The 21618-nt window shown below is 62.9% G+C and carries 13 protein-coding genes and 2 pseudogenes; 8 read left to right on the top strand and 7 right to left on the bottom strand.

Annotated elements, in window-relative coordinates; genetic code table 11:
* Together JQ632_RS25325 and JQ632_RS25320 are read left to right on the top strand one after the other, a co-directional pair.
* Positions 1-5610 (top strand): S-layer family protein, encoded by a 5610-nt coding sequence (locus JQ632_RS25325; RefSeq protein ID WP_212405308.1) that lies wholly within the window; start codon positions 1-3, stop codon positions 5608-5610.
* A gap of 107 nt (positions 5611-5717) precedes the next feature.
* Positions 5718-6322, top strand: a pseudogene (locus tag JQ632_RS25320) (type I secretion system permease/ATPase); the annotation flags it as partial.
* Between the two features lie 419 nt (positions 6323-6741).
* Here the strand turns inward: JQ632_RS25320 and JQ632_RS25310 are convergent.
* The 5 genes from JQ632_RS25310 to JQ632_RS25290 form a co-directional block, all read right to left on the bottom strand.
* The gene (locus tag JQ632_RS25310; protein WP_212405307.1) at positions 6742-7788 is read right to left on the bottom strand and encodes an ABC transporter ATP-binding protein; all 1047 of its coding nucleotides are present in this window, start codon (positions 7786-7788) and stop codon (positions 6742-6744) included.
* A gap of 9 nt (positions 7789-7797) precedes the next feature.
* Positions 7798-9978, bottom strand: coding sequence for an iron ABC transporter permease (locus JQ632_RS25305; protein ID WP_212405306.1), 2181 nt, complete (start codon positions 9976-9978; stop codon positions 7798-7800).
* Between the two features lie 22 nt (positions 9979-10000).
* On the bottom strand, positions 10001-11041 hold the full coding sequence (locus tag JQ632_RS25300; protein ID WP_212405305.1) for an ABC transporter substrate-binding protein: 1041 nt from the start codon (positions 11039-11041) through the stop codon (positions 10001-10003).
* Between the two features lie 91 nt (positions 11042-11132).
* Positions 11133-11915 (bottom strand): inositol monophosphatase family protein, encoded by a 783-nt coding sequence (locus JQ632_RS25295; protein ID WP_212405304.1) that lies wholly within the window; start codon positions 11913-11915, stop codon positions 11133-11135.
* On the bottom strand, positions 11912-12097 hold the full coding sequence (locus JQ632_RS25290; protein ID WP_212405303.1) for a hypothetical protein: 186 nt from the start codon (positions 12095-12097) through the stop codon (positions 11912-11914). Before JQ632_RS25290 ends, JQ632_RS25295 begins: the two co-directional genes overlap by 4 nt.
* A gap of 213 nt (positions 12098-12310) precedes the next feature.
* On the opposite strand from JQ632_RS25290, the pseudogene JQ632_RS39630 reads away from it, so the two are divergent.
* A pseudogene (locus JQ632_RS39630) lies at positions 12311-12559 on the top strand (2-deoxy-5-keto-D-gluconate 6-phosphate aldolase domain-containing protein); the annotation flags it as partial.
* Between the two features lie 23 nt (positions 12560-12582).
* Here the strand turns inward: JQ632_RS39630 and JQ632_RS39625 are convergent.
* Complete coding sequence (locus JQ632_RS39625; protein WP_249152526.1) at positions 12583-13065, bottom strand: 2'-5' RNA ligase family protein; 483 nt, start codon at positions 13063-13065, stop codon at positions 12583-12585.
* A gap of 140 nt (positions 13066-13205) precedes the next feature.
* On the opposite strand from JQ632_RS39625, the gene JQ632_RS25275 reads away from it, so the two are divergent.
* The 4 genes from JQ632_RS25275 to JQ632_RS25260 all read left to right on the top strand — a co-directional run bounded on the left by JQ632_RS25275 (position 13206) and on the right by JQ632_RS25260 (position 17216).
* On the top strand, positions 13206-14318 hold the full coding sequence (locus JQ632_RS25275) for an ABC transporter ATP-binding protein (RefSeq protein WP_312015660.1): 1113 nt from the start codon (positions 13206-13208) through the stop codon (positions 14316-14318).
* A 33-nt stretch (positions 14319-14351) separates the two neighbouring features.
* Positions 14352-15482 carry an extracellular solute-binding protein gene (locus JQ632_RS25270; RefSeq protein WP_212405301.1) on the top strand — a complete coding sequence of 377 codons (1131 nt, stop codon included), beginning with the start codon at positions 14352-14354 and terminating at the stop codon, positions 15480-15482.
* A gap of 88 nt (positions 15483-15570) precedes the next feature.
* Positions 15571-16404, top strand: a complete 834-nt coding sequence (locus JQ632_RS25265; protein ID WP_409363515.1) for an ABC transporter permease — start codon at positions 15571-15573, stop codon at positions 16402-16404.
* A complete protein-coding gene (locus tag JQ632_RS25260) occupies positions 16404-17216 on the top strand; it encodes an ABC transporter permease (protein WP_212405340.1) in 813 nt (270 codons plus the stop codon). Before JQ632_RS25265 ends, JQ632_RS25260 begins: the two co-directional genes overlap by 1 nt.
* A gap of 120 nt (positions 17217-17336) precedes the next feature.
* Here JQ632_RS25260 and JQ632_RS25255 read toward each other — a convergent pair whose 3' ends face one another.
* On the bottom strand, positions 17337-17573 hold the full coding sequence (locus JQ632_RS25255; RefSeq protein WP_212405299.1) for a hypothetical protein: 237 nt from the start codon (positions 17571-17573) through the stop codon (positions 17337-17339).
* A gap of 2013 nt (positions 17574-19586) precedes the next feature.
* Between JQ632_RS25255 and JQ632_RS25250 the strand changes: the two genes are divergently transcribed.
* Complete coding sequence (locus JQ632_RS25250) at positions 19587-21383, top strand: NAD(P)/FAD-dependent oxidoreductase (RefSeq protein WP_212405298.1); 1797 nt, start codon at positions 19587-19589, stop codon at positions 21381-21383.
* The last annotated feature ends 235 nt before the right edge of the window (positions 21384-21618 follow it).

The following is a 21618-nucleotide window of genomic DNA, read 5'->3' as shown; positions in this document are numbered from 1 at the left end:
ATGGCGACGCAGACAACGGGCGGTGGCAGCACGGTTTCTTTCGGAAATACTCCGCAGGCAAACAACGACATTTTCTCTTTTACGGAAGACGCCAGCAACATTCTTATCTTGAATGTGCTGGCAAATGATCTGGGCGGCGCGGCCAAGACGCTGTTCTCCCTGGACGACGGAACGAGCGCCTCCGCGTCCACCAAGAACTACGCCCCTGCGGATTTGCAGGTCAAAGATGTGGCGTACAGCAGTGACGCTGCCGGAATGGTCGGTACCGGTGACCGTAGCGCGCTCGGTGCGCGCATCTGGATCGAGTCGGACGGCACCGTTCATTACGATAAGGGCGACATCAACGCCCAGCTTCAGGCGCTGGCGGCCGGGCAAACGCTGACTGATACATTTACCTACGCGATCCAGCTGGGCAACGGCACGCTCAGTTGGGCGACGGTGACACTCCAGTTCAATGGCGCAAACGACCTCGTCTCTATCACATCGAGTGCGCAGAGTGGCTCTGTGGTCGAAGATGCAAATACCACGCCGGATCTCTCGGATTCGCAGTGCGCGGCCGGCACCATCAGCTTCAACGACGCCGATCTCAGCGACAACCATTCGGCCTCGTGCGCGGCGGCCGCTTCCAACACCACTGCGCTCGGTACCTTCTCCCTCGACCCTTGCAACGAGGCGCTCAATGCCGCCAACGGCTCAGTGCAGTGGCACTACACGCTGAACAATTCGGCTGCTCAGTATCTCGCCGCAGGCCAGAGTATCACCGAGAGCTTCGTGGTGACGATCAACGACAGCCACGGCTCGACGGCTACTCAGATGGTCACGGTGACCATCACCGGCACCAATGACGCGGCGACGGTTTCGTCCGACTCGAAGTCCGTCACCGAGACCGACACCGCCGCCGCGCTCAACACCAGCGGTCAGCTGACGATTGTGGACCCCGACACCGGCGAGGCCCATGTCGTGGCGCAAAGCAATGCGCACGGGACTTATGGCGACTTTAGCATCGATGCCAACGGCGCCTGGAGCTACGCCGGCAACGGGGCGCATGACGAACTCATCGCGGGCCAGCAGGTGCAGGACCAGTTCACCGTCGTAAGCCAGGACGGCACCGCGACCGGCACGGTGACAGTGACCATCACCGGCACCAACGATGCGGCAACCGTCAGCTCGGACTCGAAGTCCGTCACGGAGGGCGACACCGCTACCGCGCTGAACACTTCCGGGCAGCTGACGATTGTGGATCCCGACACGGGCGAAGCCCACGTCGTCGCACAGACCAACGCGCACGGCACCTATGGCGACTTCAGCATCGATGCCAACGGCGCCTGGAGCTACGCCGGCAACGGGGCGCATGACGAACTCATCGCCGGCCAGCAGGTGCAGGACCAGTTCACGGTCACGAGCCAGGACGGCACCGCCAGCGGGACGGTGACGGTCACCATCACCGGCACCAATGACGCGGCGACAGTCTCGTCGGACTCGAAGTCCGTCACCGAAGGCGACAGCGCGGCTGCACTGAACACCTCCGGCCAGCTCACCATCACCGACCCGGATACGGGCGAGGCCCATGTCGTCGCACAGACCAACGCGCACGGCAGCTATGGCGACTTCACGATCGATGCCAATGGCGCCTGGAGCTACACCGGCAACGGAGCGCATGACGAGCTCACCGCCGGGCAGCAGGTCCAGGACCAGTTCACGGTCACAAGCCAGGATGGCACCGCCACCGGCACCGTGACAGTCACCATCACCGGGACCAATGACGCGGCAACCGTCAGCTCGGAGTCGAAGTCCGTCACGGAGGGCGACAGCGCGGCCGCGCTCAACACCAGCGGCCAGCTGACGATTGTGGATCCTGACACCGGCGAGGCCCATGTCGTGGCGCAAACCGACGCCCACGGGACCTATGGCGAGTTTACCATCGATGCCAACGGGACCTGGAGCTACACCGGCAACGGCGCGCATGACGAACTCATCGCCGGCCAGCAGGTGCAGGACCAGTTCACGGTCACAAGCCAGGACGGCACCGCCACCGGCACCGTGACAGTCACTATCACCGGGACCAACGACACCGCAACCGTCAGTTCGGACTCCAAGTCCGTCACCGAGGGCGACACCGCCGCCGCGCTCAACACCAGCGGGCAGCTGACCATTATGGATCCCGACACCGGCGAAGCCCACGTCGTCGCACAGACCAACGCGCACGGCACCTATGGCGACTTCAGCATCGATGCCAACGGCGCCTGGAGCTACACTGGCAACGGCGCTCACAATGAGCTCATCGCCGGCCAGCAGGTACAGGACCAGTTCACGGTGACGAGCCAGGATGGCACCGCCAGCGGGACGGTGACGGTAACGATCACCGGCACCAACGATGCCGCGACGGTTTCTTCGGACACCAAGTCCGTGACGGAGGGTGACACCGCTTCCGCGCTCAACACCTCCGGCCAGCTCACCATCACCGACCCGGACACGGGCGAGGCCTATGTCGTCGCACAGAACAACGCGCACGGCACCTATGGCGACTTCACGATCGATGCCAACGGGACCTGGAGCTACACCGGCAACGGCGCCCACAATGAGCTCATCGCCGGGCAGCAGGTGCAGGACCAGTTCACCGTGACAAGCCAGGATGGCACCGCGACCGGCACCGTCACGGTGACGATCACCGGGACCAATGACGCGGCGACGGTTTCGTCCGACGCGAAGTCCGTTACCGAAGGCGACACCGCGGCTACGCTCAACACCTCCGGTCAGCTGACGATTGTGGACCCCGACACCGGCGAGGCCCATGTCGTGGCGCAGAGCAATGTCCACGGCACCTATGGCGACTTCAGCATCGATGCCAACGGCGCCTGGAGCTACACCGGCAACGGCGCGCATGACGAACTCATCGCCGGCCAGCAGGTGCAGGACCAGTTCACCGTGACAAGCCAGGATGGCACCGCGACCGGTACGGTCACAGTGACGATCACCGGCACCAACGATGCGCCGGGTGCGGTGAATGACACCAGTGCCAGTGCGGATGCCACGGCGGCGACCGAGAAGGGCGGCACGGCCAACGGCTCTGGGGGATCCAACGCAACCGGCAACGTCATCGCCAATGACACCGATGTCGACAGCGGCGGCCTGACGGTCAGTGCGATCCGCACCGGCGGCACCGAGGGTGCCGGCGCGGCCGGTACACTGGGCACCGGCCTGGTGGGCGCGCACGGCACGCTGACGCTCGATCCCAATGGCAGCTACACCTATGTGGTGAACGAGAACGATGCAGCCGTGCAGGCGCTCAACGTCGGCCAGACCACGACCGATACCTTCAACTACACCGTCACTGACGGCAGCCTGACCGACACGGCCGTGCTGATGGTCACCATTAACGGTGCCAACGACGCACCGGTAGGTGTGAACGATACCAGCGCCAGTGCGGGTGCCACGGCGGCGACCGAGAAGGGCGGCACGGCCAACGGTTCTGGCGGCGTCAACGGCAGCGGCAATGTGCTGGCCAATGACACCGATGTCGACAGCGGCGGCCTGACGGTCAGTGCGATCCGCACCGGCGGCACCGAGGGTGCCGGCACGGCCGGCACACTCGGCGCCGGCCTGGTGGGCGCGCACGGCACGCTGACGCTCAATCCCAATGGCAGCTACACCTATGTGGTGAACGAGAACGATGCAGCCGTGCAGGCGCTCAACGCCGGCCAGACCACGACCGATGTCTTCAACTACACCGTCACCGACGGCAGCCTGACCGACACCGCAGTGCTGACGGTCACGATCAACGGCGCCAACGATGCGCCGGTCAACACCGTTCCGGGGCAGCAGACCGTGGGGAACGGCAACGGCGGTGGCTCAACAGCAAATTTCGCGCTGAGGGTCAGTGATGTGGACAACGGCACCGAGACTGTTTCGCTCTCGCTGGGCAACTCTCCGCAATCGTCGACCGGCATCTTAACACTCTCCACCACGTCAGGTCTTACATTCAGTTCCGGTGCCAACGGCACGAAGGCGATGACGTTCTCCGGCTCGACCTCGGACATTAATGCGGCGTTGGCTAGCGTGACCTTTAGTGGCGGGTCAAACAATTCCACGCGGACGTTGACAATGACAACGACCGATGGAGGAGGTCTCGCTGACACTGACACGGTCACGATTGTGAAGGGGAGCGGGGCCAATGTCCTTACACCCGCCGGGATCGCTGGCGAGGCCATCAATCTGGCTCTGGTCGATCCTTCAGATGATCTCAACGATGTAATCACCGTTACGATTGGCGGAGTACCCTTGGGCTGGAGGCTTAGTGACGCTACGAGTAACGGCGATGGCACCTGGACTGCTCAGACGACCAATGTGCAGTCGATGACTATCACTTCGCCGACAGATTTTACGGGCGCGATCGTGCTGAACGTCACCCTAACCTGGACGAATGCCGACGGCAGTACTGGGACTGCGACCGTGGCCGACAATGTCGAAGCCTATGCGCAGGGATCGCCGATCTTTGCTGTATCGGGTGACGACCATCTGACGGCTTCGAGCGGAAACGACCTCCTGGTGTTCTCGCAGCCGATCGGTCACGACGTGGTCTATAGCTTCGACGCGATGCACGACCAAATCGATCTGATAGATTACGCCAACTTCACGTCGTTCGCCGACATTCAGGCGCATACTGTAAGCGACGCCAACGGCAACGCTGTGATCGAGTTGGGAGAGGGCCAATCGATCACTTTGCAAGGCGTAGATCCGACATCGCTCACTGCGAGCGACTTTGTGTTCGATCAGACGCCTGTCACGCACAATGCGGGCCATATGACCATTGGCAATGGCGCGATCCTGCCATTGAGCGGCACGATCGACAACGCCGGCACGATCGAGCTGAACTCCACCGGCGCCGAGACTGACCTCCAGCTTGTCGAGCACGGCATTTTGCTTGAAGGTGGCGGTCAGGTGATCTTGTCCGACAATAGCGAAAACACTGTCAATGGAGCTGCTTCCGATGTCACGCTGACAAACGTCGACAACACCATTGCCGGAGCCGGACACCTTGGCGCGGGGACGATGATCCTTGTCAACCAGGGTACAATCGTCGCGACGGGTGCCAACGTGCTCGAGATTGACACCGGAGGCAACACCGTCGTCAATTCCGGAACGCTTGAAGCCACCGGCAGCGGCGGTCTGGTCATCGACAGCAACGTTGATAACTCCGGGCTGCTGTGGGCGCATGGAGCCAACATCACTCTCAATGGGAGTGTTAGCGGCAGCGGCACGGCACTGATGGATGGCGTAGCCACATTCGAATTCGGAGCGGCCTCATCTGCGAATGTAGCGCTTGAAGCCGCAGCCACCGGCACAATCGTGCTCCATGACTCCTTCGACTTTAGCGGGATCGTGTCCGGATTTGACGGGGATGACCACCTGGATCTCCTCGATGTGGCGTTCGGGGCCGGCACGACCGCGAGTTATATCGCAAATCAGGCCGGCACTGGAGGAACCCTGTCGGTGACTGACGGAGTCCATACCGCCAATATTACCCTGTTGGGCCAGTACGACCCCGCGGGCTTCCAAGCAGAGGCAGACAAGAACACGGGAACACTCATCAGCTACCACGACCTGGCCTGATCCGCTGCGAGAAAATGGTCGGGGCGAATGTTGCGCCCCGACTTTGGACTACGATGTCGGCGTGCCGCAGTTTATTTTAAAGAGGGGCGGATTTTCCGCCGCGCTGTGTGAGTACTCCGTTCAAAAGAACCGACGAACTCCCGCGTTTGCTGCAAGGCTGCCGGGGCTATTTCGTCACCGCCGCGATCTTCAGCTTGGCGATCAATCTGCTTTACCTGGCAGGGCCGCTCTACATGCTCCAGGTCTATGACCGGATGATCGCAAGCGCCAGCGGGAGCACGTTGCTGATGCTCACGATCGCACTCTTGATGGCGTTCCTGGCGCTGGCGGGGCTGGATGCCGTTCGGGCGCGCGTGTTGACCCGCGCCAGCATTCGCCTTGACCAGACGATCGCGCCCCGCGTCATGACCGCCATCATCGATCGTGCCGCCGGCGGTACGCGAAGCCAGGTGCTGCGCGATTTCGACACCTTCCGCCAGTTCATCACGGGCACCGGGGTTCTGCGATCCTCGATCTGCCCTGGACGCCGACCTATATCGCGGTGATCTTTGCTCTGCATCCCTTCCTGGGCATGTTTGCGCTGGCCGGTTCGATCATCCTGATTCTGATGGCGGTCCTCAATGAATGGATCGTCAAGCCGCCATTGTCGCAATCGAATGAAGCCGCAAGCCGAAACTACACTTTCACCGAGATGAGCCTGCGCAACACCGAAGGCGCGCTAGTCCATCTCACCGCCTACAAGCAGCGCATTATTCCGATCATTCACGGCGACGTCATTCAGGTCTCGGCCGACCGCCTCACGGATCCGAAGACGAATGCGCCGTATTACACGGCCTTTGTCCGGATTGATCAGGGTGAATTGGCCGATATGCCGAACATTCGCCTGTATCCTGGCATGCCGGCGACCGTCATGATCCCGACCGTTCAACGAACCGCGTTCGAATACATCGTCGGACCGCTCGCAATGTCATTCAATCAATCGCTCCGGCAGAAATGACGCGATTGCATCTCGTCCCCGAACGGGATCAGGGTCGATGATCATCATCCGCGCCTCTGGTTGCCACATCAGCTCAGGGCCAGTGGATAGCGGTACCGGTCATTGCCGAGTTTGAATTGGGCTTCGAGCGCGCGTCACTGAACGAGAGCGATGCCCTGTTGGGCGAATGACAGGTTGACCGGCGCACCGGCCACTGGAAGCGGATCGGTTTGCCTGGTGATGACAAGAAGCTCGCCGATCGGCGTCGATACGATCATCTCGACGTGATCGCCGAGATAAGAAGACTTTCTAACTGTTCCCGGAAGGCCGTCCCCAAGCAAGATGCCGTGTGGCCGAATGGCAGCTTTTGCTGGCCCCGGGGTGAGGCCGCGCGCCGGCAGCCTCAAGCGGATGGGCCCCAGCATGACCTGCGCCTGCCCGTCCTGGACCGCGTCGATCGTCACCTCGACAAGATTGGCGTCGCCGATAAAATCGGCGACGAAGCTGTTCGCCGGAGCCTCGTAAAGCTCGCGCGGCGAACCTTGCTGCGCGATCTTCGCATTCGACATCACGATGATGCGGTCGGAGACGGCGAGCGCCTCCTCCTGGTCATGCGTGACATAGGCGACGGTGAGTCCCAGCGACTGCTGGAGTTCGCGGATCTCCTGACGCACGTTGCGCCTGAGCTTGGCATCGAGATTGGAAAGCGGTTCGTCGAAGAGCAGCACCTGCGGTTCCAGCACCAGCGCGCGCGCCACGGCGACGCGTTGCTGCTGGCCGCCGGATAGCTCGGCCGGGTAACGCTTCTCGAAGCCTTTGAGCCCGACCAGTGCAAGCTTCTCCAGCGCCATGGCCTCGGCCCGCGCCTTGCCTAGCCCCTTCACCATCGGCCCAAAGGCCGCGTTCTCCAGCACACTCATATGCGGGAATAGCGCGTAGGACTGGAACACCATGCTGACGTCGCGGTCCGCGGCCGGGAGACGTGTCACGTCCTTGCCGCCGATCAGGATCTGTCCCTCGCTGGCGATCTCAAGCCCGGCGATCATGCGCAAAGTTGTCGTCTTGCCACAGCCGGAAGGGCCGAGCAGCGTCAGGAGTTCGCCCGCATGGATCGTGAAGCTGACATCGTCCACCGCCGTCACCGCGCCGTAGCGCATGCTGACATGATTGAACTCGACGGAGGCAGGGGCGGATTTGGGCATGTGCAAGTCCTATCTGGCGGGCTCGGCGGCCGAGGTCGCAAGCGCGACGGGCCTCCGGCCGAGCTTGCGCTCGCCGACGCCGAACTGGATGAGAGCGATGCCCGCCGCCATGACGACGATCAGCACTGAAGAATAGGCGATGGCGAGCCCGAACTCGCCGGCCTCCACCCGTCCGACGATGTAGGCGGTGGCGAGGTTGTACTCGGCCGACACGAGAAAGATGACAGCGCTGACCGAGGTGATGCTGCGCACGAAGCTGTAGATCAGCGCCGCGACGAGCGCAGGCTTGAGCAACGGCAGCACCACACGGTGCAGTGTCGTGAAGCTGCGCGCCCCCAGGGTCGTCGAGGCCTCGTCGAGGCTCGCGTCGATCTGGGCCAGCCCCGCAATGCCCGAGCGCACGCCGACGGGCATGTTCCGAAAAACAAAGGCAAGCACGAGGATGAGTCCCGTCCCGGTGATCTCGACCGGCGGCACGTTGAAGGCGAGGATATAGGCGACGCCGAGCACGGTGCCGGGAATGGCGAAGCTCAGCATGGTCGTGAATTCGAGCAGTCGCCGGCCCGCGAAGCGCTGCCGGGTCAGCAGATAGGCGGTAAGCAGGCCGATCAGCGCCGTCAATGGTGCCGAGATTGCAGCGACCTTCAACGTCGTGAACAAGGAGGGCCAGGCCGCGCCCTCGAAGAACAAGCCGTGACTGAAATCGACGGCGAAGCCGGTGCGGTAATGCTCCAGCGTCGGCGTATGGTCGCGGCCCATCGTCTTGACGAAGCCGCCGATCAGGATAACCGCGTAGATCACCGCCGTCAGCAGCACCCAGGGCACGATGACGGCGGCGGAGAGCACGGTGGCGAAGGTCGGCAGCTTCGCCGGAATGCCGGCATCGCCTTTGCCGAATACGGTGGTGTAGCTCTTGCCGCCGAGCCAGCCCTGCTGCAGCCAGAAGGCGCCGAGCGTGAAGACAAGCAGCACGATGGCGAGTACCGCCGCCATGCCCTGATTATGCGCGGCGCCGACCACGGCAAAGAAGATCTTGGTCGAGAGCACCTCGAAATTGCCGCCGAGTACGAGCGGATTGCCGAAATCGGCCATGCTCTCGACAAAGCCGAGCAGGAAGGCGTTGGCGAGCCCCGGCCGCAGCAGCGGCCAGGTCACGGCGCGGAACGTCGTCCAATGCTTGGCGCCAAGCGTCTGCGCGGCCTCTTCGAGGCTCGGTGCGATGCCTTGGACCACACCTATCAGGACCAGGAAGGCGATCGGCGCGAAGGCCAGCACTTGCGCCAGCAGCACGCCTGGCAGACCGTAGATCCAGCGCGAGCGCGGGATGCCGAACCATTCGGACATGAAGCCGGTCACGACGCCCGAACGGCCGAAGAGCAGGATGATTGCAAGACCGATGACGAAGGGCGGCGTGATGATCGGAAGCACCGTCATCGCGCGCATCAGCCGCTTGCCCGGCATTGCCGTGCGCAAGACGAGCAGCGCGCAGGCGAGACCCAGCAGCGTGGTGATGGTCCCGGTCAGCAAGCCGAGCATCAGGGTATTCCAGGCGACGCCGCAGGCGATGCCGCCGCCCAGGCAGCCCAGTCCCCAGATCGTCGAGGAGAGCAGGCGGTCGGAGAATTCGCCCAACGCCCAGCTGCCATTGGCGTCGACCAGCGCATTACGCAGGATCGTCGCTACTGGCAGGAAGATGAAGAGGCCGATCAACAGCACCACGAAACCGACGGTGGATGTGGTGAAGAGATCGCCCCGACAAAAGCCGCGATAAGCGAGGCCGTGGCAGAGCAGCAAGAGCAGCGACAACAGCGTCAGCAGCGCGCCGAAACCCATGCCTGGCTGCGCGGCGCCTGCGCCGCCGAGCAGCGCAGCCAGCCAGGGAATGCCCTGGCCAGGCAGCGTGATCGCAAAGCCTTGTGCGAAGAACGTGACGAGACCGAAAAGCCCGACGGCGATCAGTGCCCGGCCGCTGAAAGCGGTCTCGGCACGGGCCGCGAAGACCGTCGCAGCGAGGAGCGCGATGCCGATCGGCCAGAGCCACGGCGCTGCGCCTGATATCGCAAGCGCCAGCGCCGTGCCGGCCCGCCCGAACGGATAGCCGGCAAGGTCCCAGCCCTCCGGCAGGTACCAGGGCACGAGCGTGTAGCCCAGCCAGCCGAGAAGCAGAGCAAGCCGAGTCGAAGGGCGCATCGGATATCTCCGCAGCCGGCGGCTATTTCGGCAGCGCCTTGACCTCCTTGTCCCATTTTGTCAGCAGCCGCGTACGTTCGGCCGACGACCCGTATTTGACGAAATCGTAGTCGATCAGCTTCATCTCGCTCATCTTCGGCGCCTGAGGCGGCACCGGCGCGTTCTTGTTGGATGGCACCTGATATGACTTTGCGGGGGCGGCAAGGGCCTGCGCGGCGGGGCTCAGCGCCCAATCGTAGAACTTCTTGGCGTTCTCCAGATTGCGTGCACCCTTGACGATCGACATCGAGCCGATCTCGTAGCCTGTGCCCTCGCATGGTGCGACGGGCTTGATCGGGTCGCCCTGCACCGCGAAGACGACGGCGTCATGGATGAAGACGATGCCGACGGCGGTTTCGCCGAGGCTCGCCGCCTTGGCCGGCGCAGCGCCGGACTTGGTGTACTGGCTGACATTCTTGTGCAGGGCCTTGAGATAGTCGAAGCCCTTGTCTTCGCCCATCAGCTGCACGACCGTGGCAAGCAGGGTATAGGCAGTGCCGGATGAGTTCGGGTCGGCGACCTGCACGTCATCCTTGAGCTTGGGGTTGAGCAGATCGGCCCAGCATTTCGGCTCCGGCATGCCCTTGGCTTTGATCTGGTCGGTGTTGTAGCCGAAGCCGAGCGCGCCGGCATAGATGCCGATCGAGCGCTGCTTCGCCGCTTTCCACTGGTTCAGCGACCAGCCGTGCAGATCCTTGTTGACGGGAGATTCGTATTCGAGCGTCAGCCCCTCTTCGGCCGCCTGGAGATGGGGGTCGCCGGTGCCGCCCCACCAGATGTCGCCGCGCGGGTTCGCGGCCTCCGCCCTGAGCTGCGCATAGACCTCGCCGGCGGATTTCCGCGTCATCGCAACCTTGATGCCTGTCTCCTTTTCGAAGGCGGTCGACATGGCGCGGCACCATTCCTCCTGCACGCCGCAATACATGACGAGCGAGCCCTGGGCCGACGCCGGCGCAGAAGCCGCGCCTGCAAGCAGGATGCCGGCCCCGAACAGCACTCCGAAAGTCAGGGATCTCAAAAACATGGTCACCTCCCCGGAACGAGAACTTTGCGTTCTTCGCAATTGGCTGGGACGGTGGCGCTCCACCGCCCCAACGCAATAAATTTTGCGCTGACTACGAAATCCCCGTGATTTCGCTGAGCTGCGATGCCAGCGCCGGCGTGCAGCACAGGATCGGATTGCCTTTGCTGATGCCGTCTCCGGCGAAGAAGTCGTTGATCCAGCCACCGGCCTCGCCAACGATCACAATGCCGGCGGCGACGTCCCAGGCGTTGATATGCAGCTCCGCGTAGGCCTCGGTGCGCCCGTTCGCGACATGACAGAGGCCGAGCGTGCCGGAGCCCGAGCGCTTGATTGAGCAGCCGGCGGAATAACCGCGGCCGATCACGTCGAGATAGCGCTGCGACGGCACACGGGTCGACCAGCCCAGTTCGACATAAGCGCGTCGAATGTCATCGGCGCCCGAGACAGCGATCGGCTGCCCGTTCAGCGTCGCGCCCTGGCCGCGCTGCGCGACATAGAGTTCGCCCAGTGCAGGTGCTGCGACGATCCCGATAGTCGGCTCGCGGTTCAGCAGGAAGCCCACGGAGACGCACCAGTTGCGATCGCCGCGGGCGAAGTTCGAAGTGCCGTCGATCGGATCGATGATCCAGACCGCATCGCTGGCCGCGCCGCCGCCTTCCTCGCCGATCACCGTGTCGCTAGGGAAAAGCTCTGCCAGCCGCGCACGCAAGAAGTCCTCGACGGCGCCATCGGCGACAGTGAGCCAATCCTGCGCCCCCTTCATCGTGACGCCGAGGCTTTCCTTGCGGCCGAAATAGTCAAGCGCGATGCGCCCCGCCTCGGCGACGAGGCCCTGGGCAGCGTAGCGGCGCAGCAGGAGTTCGGCTGGCGTCATGGTTCGCGCCGGTCATCAAACCGGATTCGTCGCTGGCGAGGTAGGCGACGGCCTTGGCGACCTCGCGCCAGCAGGCCGAGCTCGGCGAATTCACAGGCAATAGCTTCGCCGAAGCCCTGCGTGGCGCCGGCGACGACGATCTTGCTATCGGGATCGTGGCGATAGGCGCTCGCTTCAGCCACTTCGAGACACTCCCTAAACCGGCATATTCTTCTTGTCTTGCTTGACTGTTGGAACAAGCATTCCATTCTCTGCGCCGCCAAGTCAAGGCCAGAGGGTGCCCTCTCGATGTCCCCCGCCGCGTAACAGGATCATGTCGGACCGGACGACGACGCATCCGCGACACGGTTGCGCGAGCGCGCGCTCGTTGCCGAAGCGGCTGCGGCAGATGGCCGATGTCGCGAAGCCCGATTGGTGGAAGCTCGAAGCGCAGCTGGCAGCAGATCGACGGCGCCATCGCCGAGAACGATCCGTATTGCCGCGACGTCGTGCTGCTGGGGCTCGATGCGCCGCTCGCCGAGCTCGAAGAGGCATTCCGGCTGGCCCATGCTGCGGCCAGCCGGAAGGGCTTCGCCGTCGGGCGTTCGATCCTCAGCGAGCCTGCTCGAGAATGGTTTGCAGGCCGCACCCGGCACATAGATGCTGTCCGGCGGCTGACGGTCCGGCCTCAGCGTCCGAGAGGCACCGGCGCCTGGATCGTCCAATCGGCGATGGGGATGTCCTGTCCTGAACGGACAACCGAAATTCTGTCGAAGGTAATGGTCCGGCCCGCGAGGCGTTGGCTGAATTCGGCGGCAGCTGGCGCCTTCACCTCCTCCGGCAGATTGCCATAAAGCAGCGAGACATGCGGCATGAAGCATTCGGTACCTTGTGGATCGAGGCGTCGCTTCAGCCTGTCGAGCTGAACCGAGACGGCGAAGCGCACGTAGAAGGCCCGGAAGAACGCCTCCGTCGTCTCGACCGTCGTGATCGGCTCGGCGAAGGGCTGCGACGCAGCGGCTGCTGCCTGAACGTCGTCGTGGAGACGCTCGAACGTCGCATCCGTATCGCCGCGCAGCGTCAGATGCGGCGCAAAATTCGGTGTGCCGAAGCGCGTCGCAAGCTCGCCGATGAGCGAAGCGAGAAATGCCGTGTCTTCGGGGCACGGCATTAGCCAGAGAGATCGAATTTCGATGGTCTTCGGGGTCACAAATCTGTTGCACGAGCGCGCTAGGGGTCGTTATGTTTATTCCAAGCTGATCGCAGAATGGAAGAACAATTCCATCTTAGGGCGGCGTGGAGGAACACACCGTGCGGGCGAGCTCGCAAGCTATGTCGGGCGTCGGCGCGGCAATTGAGGTGCGCGGCCTGCACGTCGCCTATGGCGGCACGAAGGTGCTTCACGGCATCGATCTCGATTTCGCGCCGGGGACCTTCACGGCGCTGCTCGGCTCCTCCGGCTGCGGCAAGACCACGCTTCTGCGCTCGCTCTCCGGCTTTGTGCCGGTCGAGTCCGGTTCGATCGCCGTCGGAGGCAAAGACGTCGCCGGACTGCCGCCCGAGAAGCGCGGCATGGCGATGGTCTTCCAGTCATATGCGCTCTGGCCGCATATGACGGTGCTCCAGAATATCGGCTACGGCCTGAAGCTGCGCGGGGCCTCCAAGGGCGACATCGCCGCCAAGGTGTCCTCACTGCTGGCGATGCTCGGGCTCGCCGGCTACGAGGACCGCAAGGTCACGGCCATGTCGGGCGGGCAGCGCCAGCGTGTGGCGCTGGGACGCGCGCTTGCGGTCGATCCCGGCATCCTGCTGCTGGACGAGCCCCTCTCCAATCTCGACGCCAAGATCCGCATGACGATGCGCCACGAGATCCGCGCCATCCAGCAACGCCTCGGCGTCACCACAATCCATGTCACGCATGACCGCGAGGAGGCGATGACGATGGCCGACAGGCTCGTCATCATGAACGCTGGCCGCATCGCGCAGATCGGCACGCCGGAGGAGGTCTATGACCGGCCGAACAGTGCCTTCGTCGCCAATTTCATGGGCGCCGAGAACGTGCTGCCGCTGCGTGTCGAGCCCGGCGAGGGCTCTGCCGCGATCACGGCTGGCGAGGCGCGCGGCGTGCTTCCCAATGAACTCGGCCTTGCCCTGCCCGCGGGCGAAGCACTCGCCTATTTCCGCGACGACGTCGTCAGTCTGGATGCGCCTGACGCTGCAGCGGGCGAGGATCTGGTGGTGCCGGGCCGCATTGCGGCGCGCAGCTATCCGGGTGGGCTTTACCGCTACCGGGTCGAGGCCGCCGGCCGCCAGATTACCGTGGACCACGCCGTCAGGCATGAACCCGGTGCGGCCGTCGGCCTGCGCATCCCGCTTTCACGCCTTCACATTTTCCCGGCTGCACAGGCCTCCATCCCAGCCTGACGCGGTCCAACGACCCGACACGGAGCCAGACTCATGCGCCTTCTCACGATCGCCACCTCGCTCGCCGCGCTGATCGCGGCCTCGCCGCTCGCTGCGCAAACGCTCAACGTCGCCTCCGCCGGCGATCAGAATATGGTCGACTACGTCAAGGACTACCTTGGCCCGATGTTCGAGAAGGCTCACCCGGGCGTGAAGGTCGTCGCGGTCGGCACCGGCCCGGGCGACTCCGGCTCGCAGAAGATTTACGAAAAGCTCGACGCCCAGAAGGGCTCGGCTACGACCGATTTCGACGTGGTTGTGATCCACCAGAAGGCCGCCGGCCAGATGGTCAAGGAAGGCCTGCTCGACAAGTATACGGCCAATGTCGACACTTCCAAGCTCGCCACGGGCGATGCTGCCAAGAACGCGCTCGGCACCGACGTGAGCGGCTACGTCATCCCGATGTTCCAGTCGCAGACCGCGCTCGCCTACAACGCCGACATGGTGAAGACGCCGCCCGCGACCTTTGCCGAGCTCGCCGATTGGGCCAAGAAGAATCCGAAGCAGTTCGGCTATAACGGCATCAAGGGCGGCATGTCGGGCGTCGCCTTCGTCGCCGGCTGGGTCTACGCCTTCGGCGGCGACGCCGACAAGCTGATGAAAGGCCCCTACGATGCCGCCACCAAAGCCAATTGGGACAAGGCCTTCGCGGATCTGAAGGCCTTCAACGCCAACGCCACCATCACCCCCGGCAATGCCGGCACGCTCGACATGCTGAACCGCGGCGAGATCGCGATCGGCCCGGTCTGGGTCGACATGTTCTACTCCTGGCAGGCCGACGGCAAGCTGCCGCCGAACATGAAGCTGAAGCTCATCTCGCCCGGTATGCCCGGTCAGCCGATGTATTATTCCATCCCGGAGAAATCGGCCCAGAAGAAGCTGGCCGAGGCCTTCATTGCGCTGGCAACTTCGCCGCAAGTTCAGGCCGACGGCATCGTCAAGAAGTTCAACTGGTATCCAGGAATCGACGCCAAGAACCTTGAAGGCAAGCTCGACAAGGCCGCTTGGGACAAGCTCTTCACCGACGTAACGCCGGCCGAGCTCGCCAATAACGGCAAGCCCTTTCCGATAGCACCCTACTTCAACGACATCCTCGAGGGCTACGAGAAGAAGGTCGCGAACTGAGCGTCGTTTCGAAAGGCCGTCATTCCCCGGTCACGCCAGGGAATGACGACCTTTCTCCTCTGCGCCACCGTCAGCAGGTTTGATGTCCATCTCCCAACGCCAGCTCGCTCTGCTGCTCGTCGCGCCTGGCCTCGCGCTGGTGGCGGCGCTGTTTCTCTATCCGCTGAGCTTCTCGCTGATTTCGGCCTTCACCGGGCCGCAGGGCGGCGTCTCGCTGGACGCCTTCCGAAAGGCCTGGGAGTTCTATTCCGGCGACGTGCTCTTTACCGTCGTGATCGTGCTCGCCTCCTGCCTGTTCACAGGGCTCGCCGCCATCATCATCGCCGGCACGCTGACGCTCGGCGAGAACCGCTGGATCGTTGGCACGCTGAAAGCGCTCTATCGCTGGCCGCTCTTCATCCCGTTCATCGTCGCGGCACAGTGCATGCGCACTTTCCTCGCCAAGAACGGGCTGATGAACAATTCCTTCGTGGCCTTGGGGCTCATGGAGCCGCTTCAGACGGTAAGCTTTCTCGACTGGCGCGGCATCATCGCCACCTTCGTCTGGAAGCAGACGCCCTTCGTCGCCCTGCTACTCGCTGGCGCGCTCGCCGCGATCGACCGCGCGATGCTCGAAGCGGGCCGCAATCTTGGTGCCTCTCGCTTGCGTGTGCTGGTCGAACTCGCGCTGCCTCAGGTGATGCCGCAGCTCCTCGTGGCGCTGGTGCTCTCGTTCGTGACGATGCTCTCGGTGCTGTCGGTGCCGATGATGGTGGCCGGATCGCAACCCACCATGCTGACCGTCGACATGGCCTTCCGCATCAACTCCTATGGCGACTACGCCACGGCGAATGCGCTCGGCGTCATCACCTATCTGCTCTCGGCCGGCGCTGCGATCATCTATCTCAAGCGTGGCATGGCGGCGAAAGAGGGCGCGCCATGATGCGTCTGGCATCTTCGCTGCGTACGGCGCTGGCCGCCTTCCTGCTCGCGGCCTTTGCCTTCGTGCTGATCGGCCCGCTCGCCAACCTCGCGCTCTGGTCCGTGGCCGAGCGCTGGTACACGCCCTACAAACTTCCGGTGACCTACGGCACGCGCTATTGGGAACAGGTATTCCGCCCGACAGGCGATGCCATGGCCTCGCTCGGTACGTCGGTCTGGATCGCGGTGCTGACGGTCGTCGTTGCGCTCACACTCTCAATCCCGGCCGGCTACGCGCTGGCGCGGCTGAAGCTGCCGGCGCGCGCCATGTTCATGGTTCTGTTCCTGCTGCCGCAGGCCTTTCCGTCGGTCGCGATCTACATCAACGTCGCCCGCGTCTTCTACCAACTCGGCATCAACGGAACGGTCTTCGCCGTGGTGCTCGTCCACGCCGCGCATGGGCTGGTCTATTCGGTCTGGATCGCGGCCGCCGCCTTCGGCGCCGTCGACAAGGAGCTGGAGCTTGCGGCGCGCAACATCGGCGCCTCGCCGCTCAGGACGTTTTTCTCCGTGACGCTGCCGCTGGCTGCGCCCGGCATCATCGCCAGCGGCATCTTTGTCTTTCTGGAATCGCTCGACGAGTTCACCGGCACCTTCTTCGTCGGCGTCCCGCAGGTCATGACCCTGCCGCTGCTGCTCTACAATGCGGCGATGGGCGGCAACTACCAGGTCGCCTCGATCACGGCGCTGATCCTGCTCGTGCCCTCGGTGCTGTTCATGCTCTTCATCGAGCGCTTCCTGCGCGCCGACGTGCTGGCCAAGGTCGGCGCCTAGGCGGCGTCATTCAGCGCCACCGTCGGCTCCTTTCGTGCAGACCACCTTGGATCACGATTCCGCCATGGGCCTTGGTCATGCAGCGGCGAAGACGGCGCAGCGACCGTTGCGCAGATAAGGTCAGCCGCGCTTCTTTTGAAAGGACGACTTGAATTCCACAACCTCGTGCTGGTCGCCGGGATCCGATTGCCCTTTTTGTTTCACGATTAGCTCAAGCTCGAGCGCTTCTAAAGCGAGTTCATCCGCCAAGCGTTTAAACAGCTCGCGCTTTTCAACGTCCGTCGCCAGCTGACTCATAAGAGCAAACTCTCTGGCGTCAGCGCGGACCTTCTCCAATCGTCGCCTGAGGTCCTTCATGTTGTTCCGGCTCAGGTTCTCAACTCAGCCTCGGTGCGAACAATAACCTTACTTGGTTCGAATGGCGCATGTGTCAACTCCCGAAACAGAATATTGGTTCTTCTCAATTGCTAACTCGTTATTCACTCTGCGATACGCTGGACCAAATCCAAAACTCCGGACCCAGCTTCGGACGTTAGGGCTGAGGACGGCGGGTGGCGTTTCGCGACAGGCCCTGTCATTCCGTCGATGCGGCCGCCGCTCCATCCATTTGCCCAGCGGCTGGCGATCGACCGCTGAGGCTGAACCCACCCCTGTCCGCCCTCGTGGGATGATGTCGGAGCAGGTCGCCAGGAAAGGTGCATGAACGTTCGGAAGCGTACAGACACGAGTTTTGTGCCGGACTAGGCTGCCGTAGGGACGGATGTCGAGGCTATTTTTGCCGGGGCCGCCAACGCGGTTGCGTGCGCGACACGTATGCTGCCGACTGCAGCCTAGCTGTGAAGCAGGAGGCAAGCTCGGCGGATTTCAGATTAAACTATGGTCGCTCCTCGTGCGTACTGTTCTTCTCGTCGTGGGGGTATGGCTACTGATCAACGTTCTATTTGTTGTGATTGTCCTGCCCTCGCGCAGGCCGGATCCTCCCTCCGAGACCGGCGAAGGAAACTCCGTCCCGGCACCGATCAACAAGACGGCCCGCCGATTGGAAGACGATGAGTCACCATCACTGCGGAACGTTGTTACTCCGGTTGCGATCAGAGTTCTTTTCTTCCTCGTCCTTCCATTTGTTCAAGCGTGGGATGCAATTTGGCGGAGCGTCAGAGGGCGCCACAACTAGGATGGCGTGGCTGTCTCTTCGCCGCTTCGCTCGCAGACTACAAACCTAGTTTTACCCGGCCCGGAGCACGTCTGGGCGATACAGTTGTTCGTCGTTCGACCTGCGCTTTGGCGTCCAGGACCTTGTCGCCAGCTCGCGCGGCCCGCGGCGGGCTGATCTGATCCGAAAGACTGGTGCCCCTTCCAAACGTTCCGATCGGCTGACCAGTTGTTGCGTGACCCACACCGGTGGTGTTCCGGATGGGTGATGGGCTAATCGTCCTTTGGTCCTCGTTGCTGGTACCCGTCCCAATGGCGCCGATCGGCAGTCCATTTTGAGCGTGACCAACCCCGGCATTTCTTGCGGCCTGGGCTGCCGCCCGCGACTTGGCCGGCGTCGGGGCTTGAACGTTCGGATTTGTCGGTTGGCCGCTGGTGCCCAGACTTCCGCCGGTGGCGGTGTCTTTCGTCCCCATTCCTGGGGGCGCTGATGGACCCGCGTTGCCTGCACTCGTCCCCATTCCAGAAGGCGCCGACGCGCCAGCGCTGGCGCTACTCGCCCCCGTTCCCGTGCCCGCCCCCGCGGACCCGGCATTTGCGCCGCCTCCTTGCGCCAGGACCAACAGAGATGAGCATGCGACGATCGCGGCAATGACAAAAGCGGTGGCATGGGACATCTGACGATCTCCTTTTGCCAAACTTCTATTAACCATGACGCCGCAGCGCGAGTTCCTGCGGGCGAAGACTATTTCGGCAGCACAAAGAATACGGCCTGGCCCGCACCAATTCCCTGCTTACAGGGAATTTTGCAGGGAAAACCCACGTAAACGCCGCCCCCAAACGTCGAAACAATGCGAAAACGCCTTGCTAATCTAGGCCTTTCCCCGTGGCAGATGCGCAAACCTGGAACAGGGAAAATTCCGGTGGCGATCAGGGATTGGGCGTGCCGTTAGCACGGAATCGGTAAGCATCCATTTCTCGCTCACTTGTCCCACGGTTTCACAACCACGATCTGTTCTTGCTCTCGACTTTGCAAATTGAAGAGAAGCGAGAAGGCACCCCCTCGTCGGTGGGCAAAGCGGCGTTGTTGCGGGCGAGCGCTGAGAGGCGCTGAAGCCGACCGGGAACCCTGCCGCGCGAGTCTGGAATCCCGCGATGTTTGGGGTAAGGTTACGCTGCCTGCGCAGAAAAATTGCAAACGACATCCGGGAGGAAGCGATGCTCGACACCATGCTTAGCGCGCGCGTCCAGGTTTTCCTCGACAAGTTTGAAGCCGCGCTTGCGGCGGGCGATCTCGACGCCGCAGCGGGAATGTTCGCTCCGGAATGCTACTGGCGCGACCTCGTTGCCTTCACCTGGAACATCAAGACCATGGAAGGCCGCGATCAGGTCCGCGACATGCTCGCGCATTGCCTCGCGCATGTGAAGCCGCACAACTGGAAAACCGCAGAGGGTGAAACGCCAACCGAGGCCGGCGGCGTGACCGAATCTTGGATCACGTTCGAGACCGATGTCGCGCGCGGATATGGACTCATCCGCCTGCAAAACGGCCAGATCTGGACGCTGTTGACGACCATGGCCGAACTCAAGGGCCATGAGGAAAAGGCTGGCTTCAGCCGACCGCTCGGCGCCAGGCACGGCGTCAATCCCGGCTCCAAGACCTGGAAGGAACTGCGTGACGAGGAAGTCGAGCAACTCGGCTTCAAGACCCAGCCCTACGTACTTGTCATCGGCGGCGGACAGGGTGGCATTGCGCTCGGGGCGCGGCTGCGCCAGCTCGGTGTGCCGACGATCATCGTTGAAAAGAACGCACGCGCCGGTGATTCCTGGCGCAACCGCTACAAGTCGCTCTGCCTGCACGACCCCGTCTGGTACGATCACTTGCCCTACATCGATTTCCCCAAGAACTGGCCCGTGTTCTCGCCTAAGGACAAGATCGGCGATTGGCTGGAAATGTACACCAAGGTCATGGAGCTGAACTATTGGACGAACACCGTGGCCAAACGCGCCAGTTGGGACGACACCAAGAAGGAATGGACCGTCATCGTCGAACGCGATGGCAAGGAGATTACTCTGCGGCCCAAGCAGCTTGTGTTCGCGACCGGCATGTCGGCCAAGCCGAACATGCCGAAAATCAAAGGCATGGAAACCTTCAAGGGCGAGCAACACCATTCCTCACGCCATCCCGGCTCCAGCGGCTACAAAGGCAAGAAGGTGGTGGTGATCGGCTCGAACAATTCGGCCCATGACATCTGCGCTGCGCTGTACGAGGCCGGCATCGACGTAACGATGGTGCAGCGCTCGACGACCCACATCGTGCGTTCGGATTCGCTGATGGAGAGTCTCGGTGATCTTTATTCCGAACGCGCCGTCCGCGGCGGAATGACGACGGCAAAGGCCGATCTGATCTTCGCTTCACTGCCCTACCGGATATTGAATCAGTTTCAAAAGCCGGTCTACGACAAGATCCGCCAGGATGACGCCGCTTTCTATGCCGGGCTGGAGAAGGCCGGCTTCAGGCTCGACTTCGGTGACGACGATTCCGGGCTATTCATGAAATATCTGCGCCGCGGCTCGGGCTATTACATCGACGTCGGCGCCTCACAGCTTATCATTGACGGCAAAATCAAGCTGTTCGCTGGCCAGGTCGAGGAGATCACGCCCAACGGCGTTAGGCTCGACAACGGCAAGGAATTGCCAGCCGACGTGATCGTCTATGCCACCGGCTACAGCTCGATGAACGGCTTTGTCGCCGATCTCGTGAACCGGGACATGGCCGACAAAGTCGGCAAGGTCTGGGGCCTCGGCTCGAATACGACAAAGGACCCCGGCCCATGGGAAGGTGAGCAGCGCAACATGTGGAAGCCGACGCAGCAGGAAGGCCTATGGTTCCACGGCGGCAATCTGCATCAATCGCGACATTACTCGCAATTCCTTTCCCTGCAGTTGAAGGCGCGCTACGAGAGCATCCCGACGCCGGTCTACGGCCTGCAGGCCGTCCATCACAAGGCCTGAAATTGCCGAATGCACCGCGGGGCTCGCGGATTGCGAGCCCCATGCGATTTACGGGTCTCCGCACTCGCCAACGCAATGTCCGCCTTGTCTCGCTGAGCCGACATCGCTGACTTGATCCGCCATGTCGGAAAGGGGCCGATTTTGTTGCAGAAGTCGGTAGGATCGACGCTCTCAGCCGGGGCAGAGATCTGAAAATTTGGGCTCGCGATCTCTCGGCCGCCTGCCCGGCATGGGC

This window comes from Bradyrhizobium liaoningense (assembly GCF_018130955.1).
GTDB classification, from domain to species: Bacteria; Pseudomonadota; Alphaproteobacteria; order Rhizobiales; family Xanthobacteraceae; genus Bradyrhizobium; species Bradyrhizobium liaoningense_C.
Note: the sequence above shows the minus strand (reverse complement) of the source record. Positions and strands in the feature narration are given on the sequence as shown.

What these genes read in the sequence shown, in the direction of transcription:
- JQ632_RS25325 (WP_212405308.1), top strand. Translation starts at nt 1, where the DNA reads ATGGCGACGCAGACAACGGGCGGTGGCAGCACGGTTTCTTTCGGAAAT.
- JQ632_RS25310 (WP_212405307.1), bottom strand. Translation starts at nt 7,788, where the DNA reads ATGCCCAAATCCGCCCCTGCCTCCGTCGAGTTCAATCATGTCAGCATG.
- JQ632_RS25305 (WP_212405306.1), bottom strand. Translation starts at nt 9,978, where the DNA reads ATGCGCCCTTCGACTCGGCTTGCTCTGCTTCTCGGCTGGCTGGGCTAC.
- JQ632_RS25300 (WP_212405305.1), bottom strand. Translation starts at nt 11,041, where the DNA reads ATGTTTTTGAGATCCCTGACTTTCGGAGTGCTGTTCGGGGCCGGCATC.
- JQ632_RS25295 (WP_212405304.1), bottom strand. Translation starts at nt 11,915, where the DNA reads ATGACGCCAGCCGAACTCCTGCTGCGCCGCTACGCTGCCCAGGGCCTC.
- JQ632_RS39625 (WP_249152526.1), bottom strand. Translation starts at nt 13,065, where the DNA reads ATGCCGTGCCCCGAAGACACGGCATTTCTCGCTTCGCTCATCGGCGAG.
- JQ632_RS25270 (WP_212405301.1), top strand. Translation starts at nt 14,352, where the DNA reads ATGCGCCTTCTCACGATCGCCACCTCGCTCGCCGCGCTGATCGCGGCC.
- JQ632_RS25260 (WP_212405340.1), top strand. Translation starts at nt 16,404, where the DNA reads ATGCGTCTGGCATCTTCGCTGCGTACGGCGCTGGCCGCCTTCCTGCTC.
- JQ632_RS25255 (WP_212405299.1), bottom strand. Translation starts at nt 17,573, where the DNA reads ATGAAGGACCTCAGGCGACGATTGGAGAAGGTCCGCGCTGACGCCAGA.
- JQ632_RS25250 (WP_212405298.1), top strand. Translation starts at nt 19,587, where the DNA reads ATGCTCGACACCATGCTTAGCGCGCGCGTCCAGGTTTTCCTCGACAAG.